19 protein-coding genes and 1 tRNA gene are annotated in these 19961 nt (G+C 58.9%); 15 read left to right on the top strand and 5 right to left on the bottom strand.

Annotation, left to right across the window (positions count from 1 at the left end):
- Positions 1–37: 37 nt before the first annotated feature.
- Positions 38–283, top strand: coding sequence for a type II toxin-antitoxin system Phd/YefM family antitoxin (locus F8N85_RS04445; RefSeq protein WP_150802460.1), 246 nt, complete (start codon positions 38–40; stop codon positions 281–283).
- 393 nt (positions 284–676) lie between these two features.
- Positions 677–955, top strand: a complete 279-nt coding sequence (locus F8N85_RS04440) for a hypothetical protein (protein ID WP_150802459.1) — start codon at positions 677–679, stop codon at positions 953–955.
- Between the two features lie 419 nt (positions 956–1374).
- Here F8N85_RS04440 and F8N85_RS04435 read toward each other — a convergent pair whose 3' ends face one another.
- Both F8N85_RS04435 and F8N85_RS04430 read right to left on the bottom strand, forming a co-directional pair.
- Positions 1375–1665, bottom strand: a complete 291-nt coding sequence (locus F8N85_RS04435) for a type II toxin-antitoxin system RelE/ParE family toxin (protein WP_150802458.1) — start codon at positions 1663–1665, stop codon at positions 1375–1377.
- Entirely contained in the window at positions 1662–1940 is a 279-nt protein-coding gene (locus F8N85_RS04430) for an antitoxin of toxin-antitoxin stability system (RefSeq protein ID WP_150802484.1), read from the bottom strand. Before F8N85_RS04430 ends, F8N85_RS04435 begins: the two co-directional genes overlap by 4 nt.
- A gap of 297 nt (positions 1941–2237) precedes the next feature.
- Here F8N85_RS04430 and F8N85_RS04425 point away from each other — a divergent pair, with 297 nt between their 5' ends.
- The 7 genes from F8N85_RS04425 (at position 2238) to F8N85_RS04395 (ending at position 8793) form a co-directional block, all read left to right on the top strand.
- Positions 2238–2870, top strand: coding sequence for an NADH:ubiquinone oxidoreductase subunit N (locus tag F8N85_RS04425; protein WP_150802457.1), 633 nt, complete (start codon positions 2238–2240; stop codon positions 2868–2870).
- A 234-nt stretch (positions 2871–3104) separates the two neighbouring features.
- Positions 3105–4616 (top strand): YdgA family protein, encoded by a 1512-nt coding sequence (locus tag F8N85_RS04420; RefSeq protein ID WP_150802456.1) that lies wholly within the window; start codon positions 3105–3107, stop codon positions 4614–4616.
- A 191-nt stretch (positions 4617–4807) separates the two neighbouring features.
- On the top strand, positions 4808–5368 hold the full coding sequence (locus F8N85_RS04415) for a YbhB/YbcL family Raf kinase inhibitor-like protein (protein WP_150802455.1): 561 nt from the start codon (positions 4808–4810) through the stop codon (positions 5366–5368).
- An 85-nt stretch (positions 5369–5453) separates the two neighbouring features.
- Positions 5454–7205, top strand: a complete 1752-nt coding sequence (locus F8N85_RS04410) for a vWA domain-containing protein (protein WP_150802454.1) — start codon at positions 5454–5456, stop codon at positions 7203–7205.
- A 37-nt stretch (positions 7206–7242) separates the two neighbouring features.
- Positions 7243–7830 carry an RNA polymerase sigma factor gene (locus tag F8N85_RS04405; RefSeq protein ID WP_150802453.1) on the top strand — a complete coding sequence of 196 codons (588 nt, stop codon included), beginning with the start codon at positions 7243–7245 and terminating at the stop codon, positions 7828–7830.
- Positions 7827–8522: a hypothetical protein gene (locus tag F8N85_RS04400; RefSeq protein ID WP_150802452.1), complete on the top strand. Its 696-nt coding sequence runs from the start codon at positions 7827–7829 to the stop codon at positions 8520–8522. The genes F8N85_RS04405 and F8N85_RS04400 overlap by 4 nt, the downstream gene beginning before the upstream one ends.
- A gap of 73 nt (positions 8523–8595) precedes the next feature.
- Complete coding sequence (locus F8N85_RS04395; RefSeq protein ID WP_150802451.1) at positions 8596–8793, top strand: hypothetical protein; 198 nt, start codon at positions 8596–8598, stop codon at positions 8791–8793.
- A 57-nt stretch (positions 8794–8850) separates the two neighbouring features.
- On the opposite strand, the gene F8N85_RS04390 is transcribed toward F8N85_RS04395, so the two are convergent.
- Positions 8851–8927 (bottom strand) — tRNA-Arg (locus F8N85_RS04390).
- A 351-nt stretch (positions 8928–9278) separates the two neighbouring features.
- On the opposite strand from F8N85_RS04390, the gene gabD reads away from it, so the two are divergent.
- The 3 genes from gabD to F8N85_RS04375 all read left to right on the top strand — a co-directional run bounded on the left by gabD (position 9279) and on the right by F8N85_RS04375 (position 13527).
- Positions 9279–10721: an NADP-dependent succinate-semialdehyde dehydrogenase gene (gene gabD, locus F8N85_RS04385; RefSeq protein ID WP_150802450.1), complete on the top strand. Its 1443-nt coding sequence runs from the start codon at positions 9279–9281 to the stop codon at positions 10719–10721.
- Positions 10722–10899: 178 nt separating this feature from the next.
- A complete protein-coding gene (gene gabT / locus F8N85_RS04380; RefSeq protein WP_150802449.1) occupies positions 10900–12177 on the top strand; it encodes a 4-aminobutyrate--2-oxoglutarate transaminase in 1278 nt (425 codons plus the stop codon).
- A gap of 135 nt (positions 12178–12312) precedes the next feature.
- A complete protein-coding gene (locus tag F8N85_RS04375) occupies positions 12313–13527 on the top strand; it encodes an HDOD domain-containing protein (protein ID WP_150802448.1) in 1215 nt (404 codons plus the stop codon).
- A gap of 161 nt (positions 13528–13688) precedes the next feature.
- Here F8N85_RS04375 and F8N85_RS04370 read toward each other — a convergent pair whose 3' ends face one another.
- Positions 13689–14678 (bottom strand): GGDEF domain-containing protein, encoded by a 990-nt coding sequence (locus F8N85_RS04370; protein ID WP_150802447.1) that lies wholly within the window; start codon positions 14676–14678, stop codon positions 13689–13691.
- Between the two features lie 234 nt (positions 14679–14912).
- Positions 14913–16097 carry a delta-9 fatty acid desaturase DesA gene (desA, locus tag F8N85_RS04365; RefSeq protein WP_150802446.1) on the bottom strand — a complete coding sequence of 395 codons (1185 nt, stop codon included), beginning with the start codon at positions 16095–16097 and terminating at the stop codon, positions 14913–14915.
- Positions 16098–16244: 147 nt separating this feature from the next.
- Between desA and dibA the strand changes: the two genes are divergently transcribed.
- The 3 genes from dibA (at position 16245) to F8N85_RS04350 (ending at position 19880) form a co-directional block, all read left to right on the top strand.
- A complete protein-coding gene (gene dibA / locus F8N85_RS04360; RefSeq protein WP_150802445.1) occupies positions 16245–18164 on the top strand; it encodes a phosphodiesterase DibA in 1920 nt (639 codons plus the stop codon).
- Between the two features lie 370 nt (positions 18165–18534).
- A complete protein-coding gene (oscA, locus tag F8N85_RS04355; protein WP_123436359.1) occupies positions 18535–18717 on the top strand; it encodes a sulfur starvation response protein OscA in 183 nt (60 codons plus the stop codon).
- A gap of 152 nt (positions 18718–18869) precedes the next feature.
- On the top strand, positions 18870–19880 hold the full coding sequence (locus F8N85_RS04350; RefSeq protein WP_150802444.1) for a sulfate ABC transporter substrate-binding protein: 1011 nt from the start codon (positions 18870–18872) through the stop codon (positions 19878–19880).
- Positions 19881–19961 lie beyond the last annotated feature (81 nt).

Here is a 19961-nt window from a genome sequence, read left to right as displayed (position 1 = left end):
ATAGACCAGAATAAAGACCTAAATAGAGGTCTTTATTATGCAGAGTGTTCTGGCCGACATGGCCGTCAGTGTGTCCGAGTTGAAGAAAAACCCCTCAGCGGTGTTGAGTGGTGCCCACGGTGGGGCGGTTGCGGTGCTGAATCACAATCGTGTCATGGGCTACATGGTTCCGGCCGATGTGTTCGAAGCCATGATGGAGCGTTTGGACGACCTGGAGCTGGCCGAAATCGTCCGCGCTCGTAGCCATGAGACACCCGTACCGGTAAGCCTGGATGACCTATAAGCTTGAATTCCTGCCGTCCGCACGCAAGGAGTGGTGGTCGCCGTTGGTAAGCGTGAGCGCAGTGCGGTGTACGAACGAGCTAAAAAACGCTAGGAAAAGTAAGCGGCCAGCCTGTTTGGTTGCAGACCCCGAACCATCCCTTCTATAGTTCGCCCCGTCGCCGCATATCGGCGACAGGATTTGGCGATCCTAGTCAATATCAGCGCACCTGCGCCCTGAACCCATTGCTTGCACTCTCCGTGCGGGCGATCTGTTTTATGGCGGCTGTGCGCGGGAGACCTTCGGGTCTGCCGGGTTTGGTATTGACCGGTTCGCCAACCTGCGTACAGCTGCCACCCTAATTTCGTTTGGCGACGATTGCTGGCAGCTCCAATACCAACTTTGGAGTAAAAAATGACCCCGTACCGCCCCCTGACATCAAACCCCACCGCCGCCTCTGTTCTAACCTTCAACACCCTTGCTGCGACCCATTTGCTCCACGAAACAGCCTGTAGCCGCATCCGTATCGGCACCGATCTGCTGGAAACCCTCACCTCGGTCACCATCCGCGATATCGACGATCAGGATCTTTACCGCTTCATCAATGCGGCGTTTGTGTCGTTGAGAGACGGCTTGGACATGATGGAAGAAGTGCAGCATCGCTTGACCGCACAGGCGTTGAAGACGACTTGAACACTCGTTTTTGACTGAGAGAGTTGTCGACGGTCTGCCCGTCTTCGCGGGCAAGCCCCAAGGCCATTCAGTTAAGAAGTTTCAGGTTAAGCACTGTCCCCCGTAGCAGCTGCCGAAGGCTGCGTTCGGCTCGGTCCGCGTTCGGGCGCAGCAGTCATAAATCCTGCTTGCACGGTTCCTCTGGAATACCATAGCGCCTGATTTTACGGCTGCTGCGCAGCCGGACGCAGGCTTCGCCAGCTGCTACGGTTCGCGTAACGTCTTAACTGATCGGCAAGCCCGCTCCCACAAGGATCGCGCAATACCTGTGGGCGAGCTTGCCCGCGAACCGCGGTTACTCACTGATCTGATCGTTCCCATGCTCTTGCGCTGGAACGCAACCAGTGGGGCTCACTGAAGAGGTGGGAAGGGAATTTGCGTTATGTGATTCCTTGCTCCGCAGGCCACTGGCGAGCGGTATGGACCAATGCCAGTATCCATACGGTATCTTGATCCAATTCGTAAACCAGGCGATAGCTCTGATGAGGTATCAGTTCACGAGTACCGGCAACGATTCCGATGGGACCGATTTCCGGATGTTGAGATAGAAGAGAGAGCGAGTCGCTGAATCGCTTGTCCATTTCTATTGCTGCCTTTGGGTTTACGGCAGAGATGTAGTCCCATATGTCTGCACGATCCTGTGCTGCTTCAGGCGTCCAATTTATCTTCATTCTTGAATGGCTGCCCGAGTGCGTCTGGCAGCGAACTCAGCTTCCACATCCTCGTTGGATAGGCCATTACCCGCGCGCATTGAGGCGCGAGCGCCTTCGACTTTTCGTTGCAAAAATTCTTCGTATTCGCGCGACTCTCGTTGTGTTTGAACGAACTGGCGCATCATTTCTCGAACAATTTGTGAGGCAGGGCGATGGGATGCTTCGGCTTCGGCCATGAATTGGTCACGCAACTCGGGTTCGAGTTTCATTGTAAAGACGGCTTGTTTTGACATGGATTCAATCTCCGAGCGCTGATACTGACGAAGTATATACATCTTCATTACCAAGTCATTACTGAGCCTATACTACCGCGACTGACGGTCAGAGAACCGATCAACTGGCAGTCCGTCTTCAGCGGACAAGCCCGCGAATGGTCTGGAGCGGGCGATGATTGGGAAAGCAGACGAACGCAAGGTTCTGAGCACACGAAACCCTGAGGCCGTTGCTATGCTTTGAACAGTTGGGTGGACGCGCGGCGGTTTGCGCCTGTCCATGGATCTGGATTCGCGATGGTCATGGGGATTCAAATAATGAAAAACCCTTACGCTCCCGGCTTCTGGTGCGCCATCGCTGCGGTGGTGCTGCTCTCTGCCACCTATTTCTACGGGATCATGCTGGCGCATCAGATCGACAAGGCGCTGCTCTTCCTCGACAGCGCGGTGGCGTTGATTGCGGTGCTGGCGATGGTGATGTTCGCCTGGGCTTCGCTTCAGGGTCAGAAGATCAAGAAAAAACAGCTCGAACAAGGCAAGACCCTGGTGATGATTTGGGACACCAAGGTCGCGCTGCGCCGAGTCGAAACGGTATTCGATCGCTATTTCTGGGGCAGTTACTGGCAGCCGGGGCGCACCTTCCAGGAAGTCATGGGCGAGCTCACCGGCACCCCCCTGGAAAAAAGCCTGGAAGCCTTGAAGCGCCAGTGCCTGGCCCTCGACAAACAAGTGGCCGACGGTCGGCACTGGTTCAATAACGCCCGCGAACTCTGCGACGTCGCCAGCGCCATGGCCCGGGAACGTTATCAGCTGGATTTCCATGACACGCGCAGCGAATCACTGGGCGGGACGGTGATCAGCCGGGATTTCGAAGTGCTGGTGTACACCTGGACCGCGCGGCTGAAGAGTTTTGATCATCAGCTCGATGAGATGGAAGTGGAGTATTCCTGAGCCCGTGCCGACGCCTTCGAAGAAGACGGCCAGATTTCCTCGCTATCAACCCGCCACTCACCTTCCTCGGGTCATGACCGAATACATAATCAGCGACTTTTCCCCCTTCAAAGGTTGGGTCGCCCTGCAGCGCAAATGCTAATCTCCCAGCACTTTTAGCGGAGTCGAGCCGCAACCCGTCAAGGGTTCAGGGAAGACCGCCACACTCAACAACGGACATTGATCGGGTAAAGCATGAATAAATCAGCAGGCGTACTGTTAGCAATTGTTGTCGCGGTAGGTGCAATCAGCGCCGGTGGCGCCTGGTACACCGGCACCAAACTGGAAGGGGTGCTGCAAACGTCGATCGCCGATGCCAATACTGAGCTGCAGACCGCCCTGGTTGGCTCCAAAGGCAATGCCACCCTGGAACTGGTCTCGCTGGACCGCCGGTTATTCAGCAGTACCGCGCACTATCGCCTCAAAGGTCAGGGCGAGATGTTCACCGACCGCCCTGAAGGCGTCGAATTGCTGTTCGTCGACCATATCGAACACGGCCCGCTGCCTTTTTCGCGTCTGATCGCGCTCAAGTGGTTGCCGGTGCTGGCGACCAGTCACTACGAGCTGGAAAAGACCCCGCTCACCGAAAAATGGTTCGCTGCCACCCAGGGTGCTGCCCCAGTCAAGGGTGTGGTCAACATCGGTTATGACAACTCCACCAACAGCAAGCTTGAGCTGCTGCCGCTTGAGGTGGCGCTGGATGAGAAATCCAATCTGAAGTTTTCCGGCCTGAACCTCGATGTTGACGCCAGCGCCAAAGCGCAGCAGGTCAAAGCCAAGGGCTACATGGACAGCCTCACGCTGTCGACGGTCGCCGAGGACCAGACGCCCGTACTGATCGAACTCAATGGCCTGACCATGGCCAGCAACCTCGACAAAAGCAGCTATGGCTATTACCTGGGGCAAAACACGCTCGAGTTGACCAGCACCAAGACCACTTTTGGTGAGAAGCAGGCGGTAGTGACCTTCAAAAACGCCGAACTGAAGAGCTCAACCCACGAGTCCGGGACTAATGCCGCGGGTCGTGCCGATTACAAGGTGGGTGAAATTCTCTACAACGGCAAGGCTGTCGGCGCGGCGAACATGGCCTGGAGCCTGAAAAACCTCGATATTCCGGCCACCCTGTCGCTGGTGCAGGTTTATCAGAGCAAACTTCAGCCCTACGAGGCTGCCGCCGCCGCAGCAGCTGCCGCCGGTGAGCCGGCGCCAGAGCTGATGTTGAGCGAAGCCGAGCAGGCCCAGGTCAAGACTGATCTGGAGAAACTGCTGGATGCCAAACCGCAGATCGCCATGGAAAACCTGTCGTTCAAGACCGCCAACGGTGAAAGCCGTATGAGCCTGGTGGTCGATCTGGCCAGGCCGCAATCGATGGACCTGCCGCCCGTTGAAGTGGGCAAGCAGCTGATTGCGCTGTTGGACTTCAATCTGCTGATGTCCAAGCCGATGATCGCCGACGTTGCCAGTGTGCAGGCACAGATTGAAGGTCAGACCGATGCCAAGGTCATTGCCGAACAAGCGACCATGGCCAGTGACATGGTCAGCAGCATGGCGGTGGGGACTCAACTGGCGACACTGGACGGCAACAACATCGTCTCCAAACTGCGCTATGCCAATAATCAGGTGGATTTCAACGGCCAGAAGATGACCGTTGAGCAGTTTATCGGCTTCGTGATGAACACACTGGGTGGCGCTGGCGCCGTTCAGTAAGCCGCTTCCCGGGGTAGCTGAAACAGTCGCACGTTCCAGCCGAACGCCCAGCTTCCGCATCAGCGGGTCGGCTGGGCGTTTTGTTTTGCGCGGCGCCTACGTCAAGTCCCAGGCCTGCTCGGCGCAGGGTCCATCAAGCAGGCTATAGTTTCCAGGCCCCACGACGATCCCATCCGCAGAAGGCGCCTTTCATGTCCCGACGTATTCCGCTCACTACCTGGCTGGCTGCCAGCGCGCTCATGCTATCTCTGCAACTGCCTGCCCAGGCCCAGGAACGCTTCACGCTGACGACTCCCGGGGCGCCGGACAATGCGCTGTTCAGCCAGGCCAATGCCAGCGATGCCAACGATTGTGGCGGGCAAAATGTTTCTCCGGCGCTGAGCTGGAGCGATGGGACCAAGGGCACCACCAGCTACGCCATTGTCATGCACGACCCGGATGGCCAAAAAGGCCTGGGGGTCGATCACTGGGTGCATTACGGCATCGCTGCCACGACTCGCGTTATCGCCTCCGGGGCGAGTGACCAATCGACCCTCGAAGGGCTCGGTGGGACCAACAGCAAAAACACCACCACCTATGCCGGTCCATGCCCGCCGGTCGGCGACAGTGCTCATCACTATGTGATCCAGATCTATGCCCTCGATCTCGCGCCAGATGCGTTGCCCGCGGGCCTGACCCGGGCGCAGCTGATGGAGAAGATCAAAGGCCATGTGCTGCGCAACAGCAGCGTGGTGCGGCGTTACCAGCGCTGAAAAATATTCTTCGGGACTTAACCCGAATCGCCAGGGCTGTCCGTCTCAGAGGATGAATGGATCATTTCCTCCCGAGGTCAGCCACATGTCACTTCCTCTGCATTTTTTCCGCCCGGCCGCACAGGGTTTCGCCGCCGGGTTGCTGCTGGCGATTGCCGGCTGTGGTGTGTCATCCAAACCCGACACCGCTGCCCCTCAGTCGCCGACCCAAGGGGCGCTGCACAGCGAAGCGAAATCCTCGGTGCAAAGCGAGGCGCTGAAGGCGGATGCGACACTGGCCAAGCGCAGCCTGGGAGCGATGCCCGCGCCTGCCACGATGTACGCGCCAATAGCGGCCGGTGAAGCCTCCGCGCCGGGCTATCGGGATGAGCAACGCGAGCAGTATCAGGCCCTGGCGGATAACCCGATCCAGAGCGTCGCCCAAGCGCCGGTATCGACCTTCAGTGTCGACGTCGACACTGGCAGCTATGCCAACGTGCGGCGTTTGCTCAATCAGGGGCGCCTGCCGCCGGAAGGTGCGGTGCGCCTGGAGGAAATGGTCAATTACTTTCCCTACGATTACGCCCAGCCAAACGATGGCACGCCCTTTGGCGTGACCACTGAGCTGGCGCCATCACCATGGAATCCCCACACCCGCCTGCTACGCATCGGGATCAAGGCCTCGGATCGCGCAGTGGCTGAACTCGCGCCGGCGAATCTGGTGTTTCTGGTGGACGTGTCGGGGTCCATGGATCGTCGCGAAGGGCTGCCGCTGGTCAAGAGCACCCTGAAGCTGTTGGTCGATCAATTGCGTGATCAGGATCGGGTCTCGTTGGTGGTCTATGCCGGTGAATCACGGGTGGTCCTGGAGCCGACTTCCGGGCGCGACAAGGCGAAGATCCGCACGGCCATCGAACAGTTGACCGCGGGTGGTTCGACTGCCGGTGCCTCGGGTATCGAACTGGCGTATCAGATGGCCCGGCAAGGGTTTATCGCCAAAGGCATCAATCGCATCCTGCTGGCCACCGACGGCGACTTCAACGTTGGCGTCAGCGATTTCGACAGCCTCAAACAAATGGCCGTGGATAAACGCAAGACCGGCGTTTCCCTGACCACCCTGGGGTTCGGCGTGGACAACTACAATGAACAGCTGATGGAGCAGCTGGCTGACGCTGGCGATGGCAACTACGCCTACATCGACAACCTGCGGGAGGCGCGCAAGGTGCTGGTCGATCAGCTCGGCTCGACCCTCGCCGTGGTGGCGAAAAACGTCAAGCTGCAACTGGAGTTCAACCCTGCGCAGGTCAGTGAATACCGGCTGCTCGGTTACGAGAATCGTGCATTGAAACGCGAAGACTTCAGCAATGACAAAGTCGATGCGGGCGAGATCGGTGCCGGGCACACGGTCACCGCGCTGTACGAAATCGTACCCAAAGGCGAAAAGGGCTGGCTGGAACCGCTGCGTTACACCCGTGAGCAAGCCGCTCGGCAGGATGGAATAACCCACGAACTGGCGATGTTGCGAGTGCGCTATCAACTGCCGGAGGGTGGTGCCAGCCGCTTGATCGAACGGCCGATCGTTCAGGGCGAGCAGCCAGGAAAATTGGCCCGGGCCAGCGATGATCTGCGCTTCGCCGCGGCAGTCGCGGCATTTTCCCAGCAGCTTAAAGACGGGCGCTACACCGGCGCCTTTGGCTTGAGCGACACCGTGGCACTGGCCCGTGGCGCACGGGGTGATGACCGGTTTGGCCTGCGTGGCGAGTTCGTGCAATTGGTCGAGTTGGCGCAAAGCCTGCAAACCCCGGCGGCAACGGTCAGTCAGCGGCCGAGAGCAGCCGACGACAACCGCGTCGAATAACGCCACAGTGAGCAGAGCCAAGGAGTCCCTTACTGATATGTCTGCCGCGAATGCGTCATCCACCGACTCCGCCGGCAGCGATGAAACGCTGCTGGCGCGCTATCGCATCGGCGATGCGGCGGCCTTCGAGGTTTTGTATGAACGGCATCGCCAGGGGCTGTACCGTTTCCTCCTTGGCTTGAGCGGCAAGACCGAACTGGCCGAAGAGGTTTACCAGGAAACCTGGCTGAGCCTGATCCGCAGCACTAGCCAGCCACAAGGACGAGCGAATTTTCGCACCTGGCTCTATCAGATCGCCCGCAACCGACTGATCGACCACTGGCGCAAACAGGGCATCCGCAATCCGCTGCACGACAGCTACGACGAACAGGCTCACGCGCTGATCGATGACGCTGCCGGACCGGAGCAGCTACTGAGCCTGAGCCGCGACAGCCTGCGTCTGGAAGCGGCACTACAGGAGCTGCCCGCCGATCAGCGCGAAGTCTTCCTGTTGCGGGTCCACGGCGACCTCGAACTGCCACAGATCGCAACCCTGACCGAGACGCCGCTGGAAACGGTGAAAAGCCGTTTCCGTTATGCACAGCAAAAACTGCGTCGGCTGCTGGCCGAGGAGGTACTCACATGACTGACGCCCGACAGCCGCCGGATTCAGGCGAAGACGATCTGATCCAACATTTTCGTCAACAAGCAACGGGTGAACCACCGGCTCGACTGGATTCGCTGATCCTCGCCGCCGCTCGCCGCCAAGTGCCTGCGCCGTCGCCAAGCCTTTGGCAGCGTTGGCTACAGGCCTGCCAGAAACCCCGTTGGCAAGTGGCTTTCGCCAGCCTGGTCGGCGTTGCGCTGATGCTGGCGTTGGTGCAGCATTCGCCGGAGCAGCGTCCGACCTACGACTTCGCTCCCGAACCGAAACTGTCCGCGCCGAGCAGCGCCAAACGGCAAGCTGCGGCCGGGTCGGCTGAACTCGCCGAATCAGTACCGCAACCCATTCAGAACGCCCCTGCTGGCGCCTTGTCAGCTCCCTCTCCAGCGGCGCCAACGGCCAGTTTTGCTATGCCCGCGCAAACCGAGTCGTTTAGTGCACAAACCCAGGCAAAAGCCAGCGAATCCAGGGCGGATGAGGCGAAAGCCAAAGTCAGCAAGCGTGCCGCAGCACCGGTCAAAACACTGGATGAGGAACTGCGAGAGGTCCTGCGCCTACGCGGCCTTGGCCAGGTCAAAGCCGCGGACGCCCAGCTGGAGGCGTTGCACAAGCGTTTCCCGAAGAGCGATCTCACGGCTCGACTCAAGGAATTGCAGGGCCAGCGAGGTCAATGATGGTCAGCAGGTTGGCGTCGATAATTGAAAGGGCGCACTATTAAGCCAATTGCTGATGCGTTGGAGAGTAGCCGTGACGCAACGAATCGACCGCATTGCCCTGCTCAAGAATTGCCCGGTCATGGGCGAGGAAATACGCCGGGCAATCACTGAAAGCCGCAAAGATCCGCTCCCGACGTCGGAAGCGGATGATGATGATACTGAAGAATTGGATGCGGACATCGAGCCAATCGAAGCACCTGCGGGTGGCAAGTCCAGAAAAAGATCTTGAGACAACACCCACAAAAAAGCCCCAGGCCATAAGACCTGGGGCTTTTTCGTTCGTAGCTGGTGCACCAGGCGGGATTCGAACCCACGACCACTGCCTTCGGAGGGCAGTACTCTATCCAGCTGAGCTACTGGTGCAATGCGGGCGCCATGATACTCATAAGCATAGCGGGCGTCCATGCTGCTGAATCGACTGATGTTTTGCGAGGTAAAACGGCCGTTTGCTACGTTGATCAGAAAATTTCAGCAAATGCGGCATTTTTGTTCTTTTTTTCGAACAGCCTATTGTCCTTTACCCCCTTTGATCCTAGGATTCGTTTGAGATTTCAAACGCTCTTGTCTGGGTGCTGAACCGCACGAGTTACTTTATGTGCGTTATTTATGTGCTTCGGCCCGGTGAATGAATTTCCTGACGGCAGCCCTTGAGGCGCCTTTCTACAATTAATAATTCGCTCCGCGCCTGCGCGGTGCTGTTAAGGAAAAGCCCACATGCAGCTCAAAGACACCCAATTGTTCCGCCAGCAAGCCTATATCGATGGCGCTTGGGTCGATGCGGACAATGGTCAGACGATCAAGGTCAACAACCCGGCAACGGGCGAAATTCTGGGCACGGTGCCAAAAATGGGCGCTGCCGAAACCCGTCGTGCTATCGAAGCTGCTGACAAAGCCCTGCCGGCCTGGCGCTCTCTGACCGCCAAAGAGCGGGCGAACAAGCTGCGTCGCTGGTTCGAACTGTTGATTGAAAACCAGGACGACCTCGGTCGCCTGATGACCCTCGAGCAAGGCAAGCCATTGGCCGAAGCCAAGGGCGAAATCGTTTACGCCGCTTCCTTTATCGAGTGGTTCGCCGAAGAAGCCAAGCGCATCTACGGTGACGTGATTCCTGGCCACCAGCCGGACAAGCGCCTGATCGTGCTCAAGCAGCCGATCGGTGTGACCGCCGCGATCACCCCGTGGAACTTCCCGGCCGCGATGATCACCCGTAAAGCCGGCCCGGCTCTGGCTGCCGGTTGCACCATGGTGATCAAGCCTGCTTCGCAAACCCCGTTCTCGGCCCTGGCCCTGGTTGAGCTGGCACACCGTGCCGGTATCCCGAAAGGCGTGCTGAGCGTAGTCACCGGCAGCGCCGGCGACATCGGCGGCGAGCTGACCAGCAACCCGATCGTGCGCAAATTGTCCTTCACTGGCTCGACCGAAATCGGTCGTCAGCTGATGGCCGAATGCGCCAAGGACATCAAGAAGGTTTCCCTGGAGCTGGGCGGCAACGCTCCGTTCATCGTGTTCGACGACGCGGACCTGGATAAGGCCGTCGAAGGCGCGATCATTTCCAAGTACCGCAACAACGGCCAGACCTGTGTCTGCGCCAACCGCCTGTACATTCAGGATTCGGTCTACGACGCGTTCGCCGAAAAACTGAAAGTGGCTGTGGCCAAACTCAAGATCGGTAACGGTCTGGATGACGGCACCACTACCGGTCCGCTGATCGACGAAAAAGCCGTGGCCAAGGTTCAGGAGCACATTGCTGACGCCCTCAGCAAAGGCGCGACCCTGTTGGCCGGTGGCAAGAGCATGGAAGGCAATTTCTTCGAGCCGACCATTCTGACCAACGTGCCGAACAATGCCGCAGTGGCCAAGGAAGAAACCTTCGGCCCATTGGCGCCACTGTTCCGCTTCAAAGACGAAGCCGACGTGATCGCGATGGCAAACGATACCGAGTTCGGTCTGGCCTCGTACTTCTACGCTCGCGACCTGGGTCGTGTGTTCCGTGTGGCAGAAGCCCTGGAATATGGCATGGTCGGCGTCAACACCGGGTTGATCTCCAACGAAGTCGCGCCATTTGGCGGCATCAAGGCCTCGGGCCTGGGCCGTGAAGGCTCCAAGTACGGCATCGAAGATTACCTGGAAATCAAATACCTCTGCCTGGGCATCTAACTCCGGCAAGGCATTGAGCGGAGAGGGGCACGAGAGCGCTGTCCCCTTTCTGCGCGTCAAACGATTTTTCTTTGTGGCCGGGAAAGCTGTGGCAGTCGATCATCGCATGCTGCCGTAGTTGCCTCCCGCCACGTATTCCTTGAGCCACGCCGACCGATGAGCGGCGAATGAGGACACTATGAGCAAGACTAACGCATCCCTGATGAAACGCCGTGAAGCTGCTGTACCGCGCGGTGTTGGCCAGATTCACCCAATCTTCGCCGAGTCGGCGAAGAACGCCACCGTGACCGACGTTGAAGGTCGCGAGTTCATCGACTTTGCCGGCGGTATTGCCGTGCTGAACACCGGTCACCTGCACCCGAAAATCATCGCGGCAGTGACTGCGCAGCTGAACAAGCTGACTCACACCTGCTTCCAGGTGCTGGCTTACGAACCTTATGTAGAACTGTGCGAAAAAGTGAACGCCAAGGTTCCTGGTGACTTCGCCAAGAAAACCCTGCTGGTCACCACCGGTTCCGAAGCCGTGGAAAACGCCGTGAAAATCGCGCGTGCCGCCACGGGCCGTGCTGGCGTGATCGCTTTCACCGGCGCTTACCACGGTCGCACCATGATGACCCTGGGCCTAACCGGTAAAGTCGTGCCTTACTCGGCCGGCATGGGCCTGATGCCAGGCGGCATCTTCCGCGCGCTGTACCCGAACGAACTGCATGGCGTGAGCATCGACGATTCGATCGCCAGCATCGAGCGTATCTTCAAGAACGACGCCGAGCCGCGTGACATCGCTGCAATCATCATCGAGCCAGTTCAGGGCGAAGGTGGTTTCTACGTCGCGCCGAAGGCGTTCATGGCCCGTCTGCGTGCCCTGTGCGACCAGCACGGCATTCTGTTGATCGCTGACGAAGTACAAACCGGCGCTGGCCGTACCGGCACCTTCTTCGCCATGGAACAGATGGGCGTCGCTGCCGACCTGACCACCTTCGCCAAATCCATCGCTGGCGGTTTCCCGCTGGCCGGTGTGTGCGGCAAGGCCGAGTACATGGACGCTATCGCTCCAGGCGGCCTGGGCGGCACCTACGCCGGTAGCCCGATCGCTTGCGCCGCTGCTTTGGCGGTGATGGAAGTGTTCGAAGAAGAGCACCTGCTGGATCGCTGCAAAGCAGTCGGCGAGCGCCTGGTTACTGGCCTGAAAGCCATTCAAGCCAAGTACCCGGTAATCGGCGAAGTGCGTGCCTTGGGCGCGATGATCGCGGTCGAGCTATTTGTTGACGGCGACAGCCACAAGCCAAACGCCGCTGCTGTTGCATCGGTGGTGGCCAAGGCTCGCGACAAGGGTCTGATCCTGCTGTCGTGCGGTACTTATGGCAACGTGCTGCGAGTCCTGGTACCGCTGACTTCGCCGGACGAGCAACTGGACAAAGGTCTGGCAATCATCGAAGAGTGTTTCTCCGAGCTCTGATTACTGGCTGTGACCTGATCGACAAAAACCCCGCTTCGGCGGGGTTTTTTATGGGGTTGTCGGTAGACCCGGATTTTCCCCTGTATCAGACTGCCAGCATTGACTAAGGTGCAAGCATGCCTTTGGAGCGTGCTGATGATCGCAGTTGATTTACCTGCTGTACCACGAGTGCTGATCGCCGAGGAGGATCCTTGGTCTCGTGACCTGCTCAAGCAGGTGTTATTGAACGTGCGTTGCGACGCACGAGTGGATGTGTGTGCCGATGGCCAGGAAGCGTTGCTGTTGTTGAGCGAGAATCCCTATGACCTGGTGATCGCCAATTGGGAACTGCCGGGCGTCGATGGGCTGGGCGTGCTGCGTAGCGTGCGTCAGCGCAAGCGTAACCCGGTGCTGCCGTTTATCCTCATGACCAGCCGCAATGACAGTGCCAGCGTGCGCGAAGTCTTGCCGCTGGCGCCCACGGCTTATCTGACCAAACCCCTGAACATGGAAAGCCTGACGCTGCGTTTGCAGGGTCTGCTGCTGGCCGCGGGTCAGTCCGTCTCGTGCGAGGCTCCGGTACTGGCGCCCGGCATGACCTTATGGGCTTTTCTTGAGCGTCGGCGTGAAGTCGCCGATGGCGCGCCATTGCTGGCCGACGTGCAGCTGGCGGTCAAACGCAGCCTCAACCCCAACGGGCTGGATTTGGTCCTGTTGGAGCAGGAAATCCGCACGGACCCGCAGATTACCGCAGTGCTGATTGCCGCCGCCAACAGCGCTGCCCATCACCGTGGCGACTCGGTGCAGACCCTGTCCCAGGCCTTGCACAGGCTCGGCACCGGGCAAAGCATGAATCTTATTCTTGGCCTGGCCCTCAAGCGCAGCGCCAAACTGAGCGATCCCGCGCTGGGCGATTACGCCGAACGGTATTGGGAGCTGTCGCTGCACACTGCGGAATACGGTCGTACTCTGGCGCGTTTGCTGGATCTGGATCAGGAACGCTGCTATTGCGCCGGCATGCTGCATCGCCTGGGCGATCTGGCGTTGCTGCGGTGCTTGCAGGAATGGAAGCAGGCCGGCGGCGAGCTGGATGATCAGGAAGAGATCGGTAACGCGCTGGTCGAGTATGGCGCCGCCTATGGTTCGGCCCTGCGCACGCGCTGGCGCTTGCCGCTGGAGTTGCGTGAGCTGATCGCTGCTATCTACCAGCTTGGTGGTGGGGTTTACTGCCGTGAAGCGTTAGTGATGAGCATCGCCGCACAACTGGCCCGTCTGAGGCCTTCAGAAGGCGTTGAGGAACTTGCCAAAAGCAAGGCTGCGCGCCTGCTCAAGATCGGCTTGCCGGAGCTGATGCGGTTGCGCAAAGGCTGAAGATGGCAGCAGCGGACACTATGCCTGTGTCTGGCAGCTATCCTTGTGGGAGCGAGCTTGCTCGCGAAGACGTCATCTCAGCCAGCACCTGTTTTGCGACGAACATCGCTTTCGAGGGCAAGCCAGCTCCTTGGTCGTCATCGTTCCTGAGTCAGGCGAACTCACCCCGAAACAACCCGGTTCTTGCCCTGGCGCTTGGCCTCGTACATCGCGGCGTCGGCGCGAGCGAACAGGCTGTCCAGGCTTTGGTCTGCGGCGGTGAGGCTGGTCAAGCCCTGGCTCACCGTGATGCCGAAAGACTGTCCTTCGTGGCAGAAGCACAGGCGCTGAATTTCCCGCTGCAGACGTTGCGCCACTTGCATGGTCATTTCGGGTGCGCAGCCGGGGAAGACCGCCGCGAACTCCTCACCGCCGATGCGTCCGAACACGTCACCGCGACGCAGTGCCGCCCGGCCGCTTTCGGCGATGCGTTGCAGCACCAGGTCGCCTTCCGGATGGCCATAGGTATCGTTGACGAGCTTGAAGTCATCAATGTCCAGCAGCAGAAAAGACAGCGGTGAGCCTTGTCGCCGAGCCTTTTCGAACTCGCGATTGGCGCATTCGAAAAAGTGTCGACGATTGCTGCTCTGGGTCAGGACGTCGGTGGTGGCCAGGCGTTGCAGTTCGGCTTCGAGCCGCTTTTTTTCGGTGATGTCTTCGGCAATGCCGACCACGATCAACGGCTGGCCCGGCTCGGCCTGGCGGTTGATGAAGCATTTATCGCTGATCCAGCGAATCTGGCCGTCGGCCGCGATGATGCGGTACTCGCGATCCTCGACGGCACCTTTGCGAAAAACCTCGGCCAGGCTGCGTTCGGCGTACTCGAGGTCGTCCGGGTAAATGCTGTCGCGCCATTCGTTGCTGTCGGCCAACAGCAGGCCTGCGGAACGGCCAAAGATGCGCTCATAGGCCGGGCTGACATACAGCACTTTTCGCGCTTCCCAGTCGATAGCCCACAGCACCGCGTTGACGCTCACCAGCAAGGAGCTGAACAGTTGTTCACGCTCGGCCAGACGCGCGACTTCGCCTTGGGCATGCATCAAGGCAAGCAGCGTTTGCGCAGCGTCGGGCCACGCCTGAGAGGATGGAATGGGTAGATCTTTATGGACCATCGGCACAGATCTCGAAGGGCGTGCCGCTCAAGGTTAGAAAGCGGCCACAGCAGCCCGCCTGGAGGGCGAATTGCTCCTTGAGATAGGGGATTTGCAGCTAAGTTCCCGTTTTTCGTGGCTGGGGAGCTTGCTCCCGCTGGGCGGTCAAGCCGTCCCGAACCGTGGAATGCGTTTTTTCAGTTAAAACGCATTGCCAGGTTTACCGCCGGTATGCGGCCGAACGGGACGCCACAGTCAGGTGGTAGCGGGGCGCAGCGAGTAGGTTTTCAACTGATGGGCGAAGTCGCGCAGCGATTGAATACCGCTGGCCTCGGCTTCGTGAACCCACTCCTTGATCGCCGCCAGCATGTCATGACCGTTGGTGCTGGTCTTGAGCCAGATCTGCTGCAGAGCGAGGCGTTTTTCGTAAATGACCTTCAACGCCTGACTGTGCTCGAGCATGGTCTGGATACGCAGGTGGTGCTTGTCATCCAGCAGGCTGGTTTCCCGCGAGAGCAGGCGCTTGGCCCGATGGAACTGGTGACGAACCGAATGATCGACCTTTTCCAGCTCCTGCTTGACCAGTGGCGCGATGACCAATTTGCGGTACTGGGCCATGATCTGGAAGCGGTTATTGAGGATCGCCATGGCGGTGTCCATGTCCAGGCTGCCCTTGCCTTCGACCCGGTGGGCGATCGGCGCGACCCGCTGAACCTTGGCCAGGCGCAGGAAGCTGAAGACCTTGATCCATGCCCAACCGAGATCGAACTCCCACTTCTTCACCGACAGTTTTGCCGAGTTGGGGTAGGTGTGGTGGTTGTTGTGCAGCTCTTCGCCACCGACCAGGATGCCCCAGGGCACCAGATTGGTCGCTGCATCGCGGCATTCGAAGTTGCGATAGCCGACCGCATGGCCCAGGCCGTTGATGACGCCGGCGGCCCAGAACGGAATCCACATCATCTGGATCGCCCAGATGGTGATGCCGATGGTGCCGAACAGCAGCAGATCGATGACGCCCATGATCCCGACGCCCAGCAGCGGGTAGCGGGTGTAGAGGTTGCGTTCGATCCAGTCGTCCGGGCAGTTCTTGCCGTAGATGCGCAGGGTCTCGGGGTTTTCCGCTTCGGCGCGGTACAGTTCGGCGCCTTTGCGCAGGACTGTGGAGAGACCTTTGATCACCGGGCTGTGCGGATCATCGACGGTTTCGCATTTGGCGTGATGCTTGCGGTGGATAGCGGTCCACTCGCGGGTGTTCTGTGCCGTGGTCAGCCACAGCCAGAAGCGGAAGAAATGTTTCAGGCCGGCATTGAGCTCCAGGGAGCGATGGGCTGAATAGCGGTGCAGATAGACTGTGACGCCGACAATGGTCACATGAGTCATCAATAGGGTGACTGCCACCAGTTGCCAAGGCGACAAGTCGAGAAAACCGTTGTACCACATAGGTTGTATGGTCCTCGAAAAAATGAAAATCAGCCTCCGCATTATCACTCAGCCCACAGATAAAACCAGTCGCCCTTTCAGATAAGAGTGGCGGGATGTGTCTTTCCTCTATAATTCCAATCTTTCCGTAGGGACATTTGTTGGCTTATGTCGATTTCTTATCGCGATGCTCTGCGTGCGGCGCTGCTCTACCTGCTGCTGTCAGTTATCTGGCTGCAACTCAGTGGTCATTTATTGAGCAGGTTCTTCGATGAGTCGACTGATCTGGTCCACTGGCAACTGATCAACGGCTATGTCTGGGCCCTGTTCAGTGCCGGCCTGATCTTCAGCTCTCGCGCACGATTACTGAGTTTTCTCGGCTTCGGCGCAACGTTGCGCCACCAACGTGAAGACCGCGAGCGTTTGCGTCAGGCAGCGGCGGTGTTCGATTGCACCCGCGAAGGGGTGCTGGTCAGCGACCGGCGCGGGCTGATCGTCCATGTGAACCGGGCGTTCATGGAAATTACCGGCTATCAGCGTGAAGAAGTGCTCGGTCGCCAGCCGAGCATGTTCAAGTCCGGCCACCATCCGCCAACGTTTTATGCCGCCATGTTTGAGTCCCTGAAAAGCACCGGGGAGTGGAGCGGTGAGATCTGGAACCGGCGAAAGTGCGGTGAGATTTATCCGCAGTGGCAGACCATCCGGGTCATCGAGGATGACCGGGGTGAGCTTAGCCATTATGTCGCGGTATTTTCCGACATCAGCGCAATCAAGGAGTCGCAGCATGAACTGGCGCACCTGGCGCACCACGACCCGCTGACCGACTTGCCCAACCGTTTGCTCTTCACCGACCGGGCCGAACAGGCGTTGGCCTCGGCGCAGACCCACAAGCGTGGCTGTGCCTTGCTGTTGATCGATCTGGATCACTTCAAGATCATCAACGACAGCCTCGGCCACAATGTCGGCGATCAGCTACTCAAGGCGGTGGCCGAGCGGCTGCGAGGGATGTTCGGCCCCGGGGTCACTTTGGCGCGCCTGGGTGGCGACGAATTTGCCGTGCTGGCCGAAAGTTGCCCGCAATTGATGCAAGCGGCAGCGCTGGCCCAGCGGATCATCGACGGGCTGAAGGAGCCGTTCCAGGTCGACGGGCACGAACTCTTTATCAATGCCAGCATCGGCATCAGTCTGTTCCCCAGCGATGCGTTGAATGCCGAGCAACTGCTGCGCAACGCTGATTCGGCGCTGTTCAAGGCCAAAAGTGCCGGGCGTGAAGGGTATGCCCTGTATACCGAAGAACTCACCGCTCACGCTCAGCACCGGGTAGAGATCGCCAATGAGTTGCGGCGCGCCCTGGAGCAGCAGGAGTTGCGGGTGTACTACCAACCGGTGCATGAATTGCAAACCAGTCGGTTGATCGGCGTCGAGGCGCTGGTGCGTTGGGAGCACCCCGAGCGTGGCCTGGTTTCACCGGCCGAGTTCATTCCGATTGCCGAGCGCACCGGATTGATTGCCGAGATCGATGCCTGGGTCCTGCAGCAAGCCTGTCAGCAGATGTGCCAATGGCTGAAGGCGGGAGTGGTGTTGTCGTTCGTCGCGGTGAATGTCTCCAGTCGTCTGTTCGCCCGTCGCGAGCTTTATCAGCAGGTCGCCCAGGTGTTGCACGACACCGGGCTGGATCCGGCCTTTCTGGAACTGGAAGTCACCGAAAGTGCGGTGATGGAGGATCCTGAGGTGGCGCTGGAGCAAATGCACCGGTTGCGCGAATTGGGTTTACGTCTGGCCATCGATGACTTTGGCACGGGCTATTCATCGCTGCTGCGGCTCAAGCGGCTGCCGGTGCAGAAACTCAAGATCGACCAGGGTTTTGTCGCCGGATTGCCTTGGGATGACGACGATGCAGCCATTGTGCGGGTGATTATCGCCCTGGCACAAAGCATGGGCATGCAGGTGCACGCCGAAGGCATCGAACAGATCGAACAAGCGGGTTTCCTGCTCGAGCATGGCTGCGACCTGGGCCAGGGCTACTGGTTTGGGCGGCCAGTGCCGGCGCAGCAGCTGGATTGGGCGAGGGCGCCGGTGATTCGGTAGCTACGTTGGCTAGAGGGGCAGTTGTAAACCTGTGGCATACAACTGTGGCGAGGGGGCTTGTCGGGACGCCGCACCGCCCCGTTCGGCTGCGCAGCAGTCGTAAAACCTGCTGATGCGTTCTGTCTGAAAAACCGCGATTGCCGATTTAGGGCCGCTGCGCGCCCCGACAAGCCCCCTCGCCACAGAGGTCTTCGAGCCTTTCAAAATCTACATTTCCCCACGTAACCCCCCGCCCCAACAAATAATTCATTTTGGTTATATAAACATTCTTAAATAGTATTTTTAAGAATATCCGTGCCTATCTACTATTGCTCTCACGCCGCAAGCAGTGCCGCCACTGCCAGGCACCTCTTATTTCAGGAGCAGCACCATGAGCGCATCTCTACGTAGCGTTGACGGCCAGGACGAAGCAACCATTTTGCGTGAGATCCAGAGCGCATTGCGCGACCTGCGCTTCGGGGCGGTGGAGATCACCGTGCATAACGCGCAAGTGGTACAGATCGAACGCAAGGAAAAATTCCGTTTGCAGCACCCAGGTAACAAACCGAGCTGATTACCACAGCCAACGTCAAAAGATCGCAGGCCCCTACAGGTGTACACAACTCCCCGTAGGAGCTGCCGCAGGCTGCGATCTTTTCCCGAGGCGACCCGATTCCAGAACCCATAAGAAAAGCCAACACCCCAAGAATTTCAGGAGCTTTCACTATGTCGTCGATTCGCCGTTACGCCCTGGCCGCTCTGGCCAGCGCCATTTTTGCGGGTTCCGCGGTTGCCAAGGATTACGAGTTGCTCAACGTGTCCTATGACCCGACCCGTGAGCTGTATCAGGATTTCAACGCTGAGTTCGTCAATTTCTGGAAGAAAGACCACGCTGGCGACAACGTGAAAATCCAGCAATCCCACGGCGGCTCGGGCAAACAGGGCCGGGCGGTGATTGATGGCCTGCGGGCGGATGTAGTGACACTGGCGTTGGCCGGTGACATCGACGAAATCGCCAAGCTTGGCAAGTCTCTGCCAACCGATTGGCAAAAGCGCTTGCCTGAGGCCAGCACTCCCTACACCTCGACCATCGTGTTCCTGGTGCGCAAGGGCAACCCAAAAGGTATCAAGGACTGGGGCGATTTGACCAAAAAGGGTGTTGAAGTGATCACCCCGAACCCGAAAACCAGCGGCGGCGCGCGCTGGAACTTCCTCGCCGCCTGGGCCTATGGCCTGAAAGCCGGCGGTAGCGAAGCCAAGGCTCAGGAATATGTCCAGGAGCTGTTCAAGCATGTTCCGGTGCTGGATACCGGCGCTCGCGGTTCGACCATTACCTTCGTCAACAACGGTCAGGGCGACGTGTTGCTGGCCTGGGAAAACGAAGCTTTCCTGGCGCTGAAAGAAGACGGTGGCGCGGACAAGTTCGACATTGTGGTGCCGTCGTTGTCGATCCTCGCCGAGCCGCCCGTGGCGGTGGTGGATAAGAACGCCGAGAAGAAGGGTAATAGCGAAATCGCCGAAGCCTATCTGAAGCATCTGTACAGCCCGGCCGGCCAGGAGATCGCGGCGAAAAACTTCTACCGTCCGCGTGACAAGGATGTGGCGGCCAAGTATGCCCAGCAGTTCCCGAAACTGGATCTGGTGACTATCGACAAAGACTTCGGCGGCTGGAAAACTGCCCAACCGAAATTCTTCAATGACGGTGGTGTGTTCGACCAGATTTACACCGCGCAATAACGCCGTGAAGCGGATTGCTCAGTAGCTAGCAAAGAGCCCCGGATTACGATTCGGGGCTTCGCGCGTTCAACCAAGGACTTT

It is taken from the genome of Pseudomonas fluorescens, from assembly GCF_902497875.1.
In the GTDB taxonomy this organism is placed as follows: domain Bacteria; phylum Pseudomonadota; class Gammaproteobacteria; order Pseudomonadales; family Pseudomonadaceae; genus Aquipseudomonas; species Aquipseudomonas fluorescens_BR.
This window is presented reverse-complemented; position numbering and strand designations above follow the sequence as displayed.

Coding starts and splice junctions, on each gene's coding strand:
- F8N85_RS04445 (WP_150802460.1), top strand. CDS start 38: ATGCAGAGTGTTCTGGCCGACATGGCCGTCAGTGTGTCCGAGTTGAAG.
- F8N85_RS04440 (WP_150802459.1), top strand. CDS start 677: ATGACCCCGTACCGCCCCCTGACATCAAACCCCACCGCCGCCTCTGTT.
- F8N85_RS04435 (WP_150802458.1), bottom strand. CDS start 1,665: ATGAAGATAAATTGGACGCCTGAAGCAGCACAGGATCGTGCAGACATA.
- F8N85_RS04430 (WP_150802484.1), bottom strand. CDS start 1,940: ATGTCAAAACAAGCCGTCTTTACAATGAAACTCGAACCCGAGTTGCGT.
- F8N85_RS04425 (WP_150802457.1), top strand. CDS start 2,238: ATGAAAAACCCTTACGCTCCCGGCTTCTGGTGCGCCATCGCTGCGGTG.
- F8N85_RS04420 (WP_150802456.1), top strand. CDS start 3,105: ATGAATAAATCAGCAGGCGTACTGTTAGCAATTGTTGTCGCGGTAGGT.
- F8N85_RS04415 (WP_150802455.1), top strand. CDS start 4,808: ATGTCCCGACGTATTCCGCTCACTACCTGGCTGGCTGCCAGCGCGCTC.
- F8N85_RS04410 (WP_150802454.1), top strand. CDS start 5,454: ATGTCACTTCCTCTGCATTTTTTCCGCCCGGCCGCACAGGGTTTCGCC.
- F8N85_RS04405 (WP_150802453.1), top strand. CDS start 7,243: ATGTCTGCCGCGAATGCGTCATCCACCGACTCCGCCGGCAGCGATGAA.
- F8N85_RS04400 (WP_150802452.1), top strand. CDS start 7,827: ATGACTGACGCCCGACAGCCGCCGGATTCAGGCGAAGACGATCTGATC.
- gabD (WP_150802450.1), top strand. CDS start 9,279: ATGCAGCTCAAAGACACCCAATTGTTCCGCCAGCAAGCCTATATCGAT.
- gabT (WP_150802449.1), top strand. CDS start 10,900: ATGAGCAAGACTAACGCATCCCTGATGAAACGCCGTGAAGCTGCTGTA.
- F8N85_RS04375 (WP_150802448.1), top strand. CDS start 12,313: ATGATCGCAGTTGATTTACCTGCTGTACCACGAGTGCTGATCGCCGAG.
- F8N85_RS04370 (WP_150802447.1), bottom strand. CDS start 14,678: ATGGTCCATAAAGATCTACCCATTCCATCCTCTCAGGCGTGGCCCGAC.
- desA (WP_150802446.1), bottom strand. CDS start 16,097: ATGTGGTACAACGGTTTTCTCGACTTGTCGCCTTGGCAACTGGTGGCA.
- dibA (WP_150802445.1), top strand. CDS start 16,245: ATGTCGATTTCTTATCGCGATGCTCTGCGTGCGGCGCTGCTCTACCTG.
- oscA (WP_123436359.1), top strand. CDS start 18,535: ATGAGCGCATCTCTACGTAGCGTTGACGGCCAGGACGAAGCAACCATT.
- F8N85_RS04350 (WP_150802444.1), top strand. CDS start 18,870: ATGTCGTCGATTCGCCGTTACGCCCTGGCCGCTCTGGCCAGCGCCATT.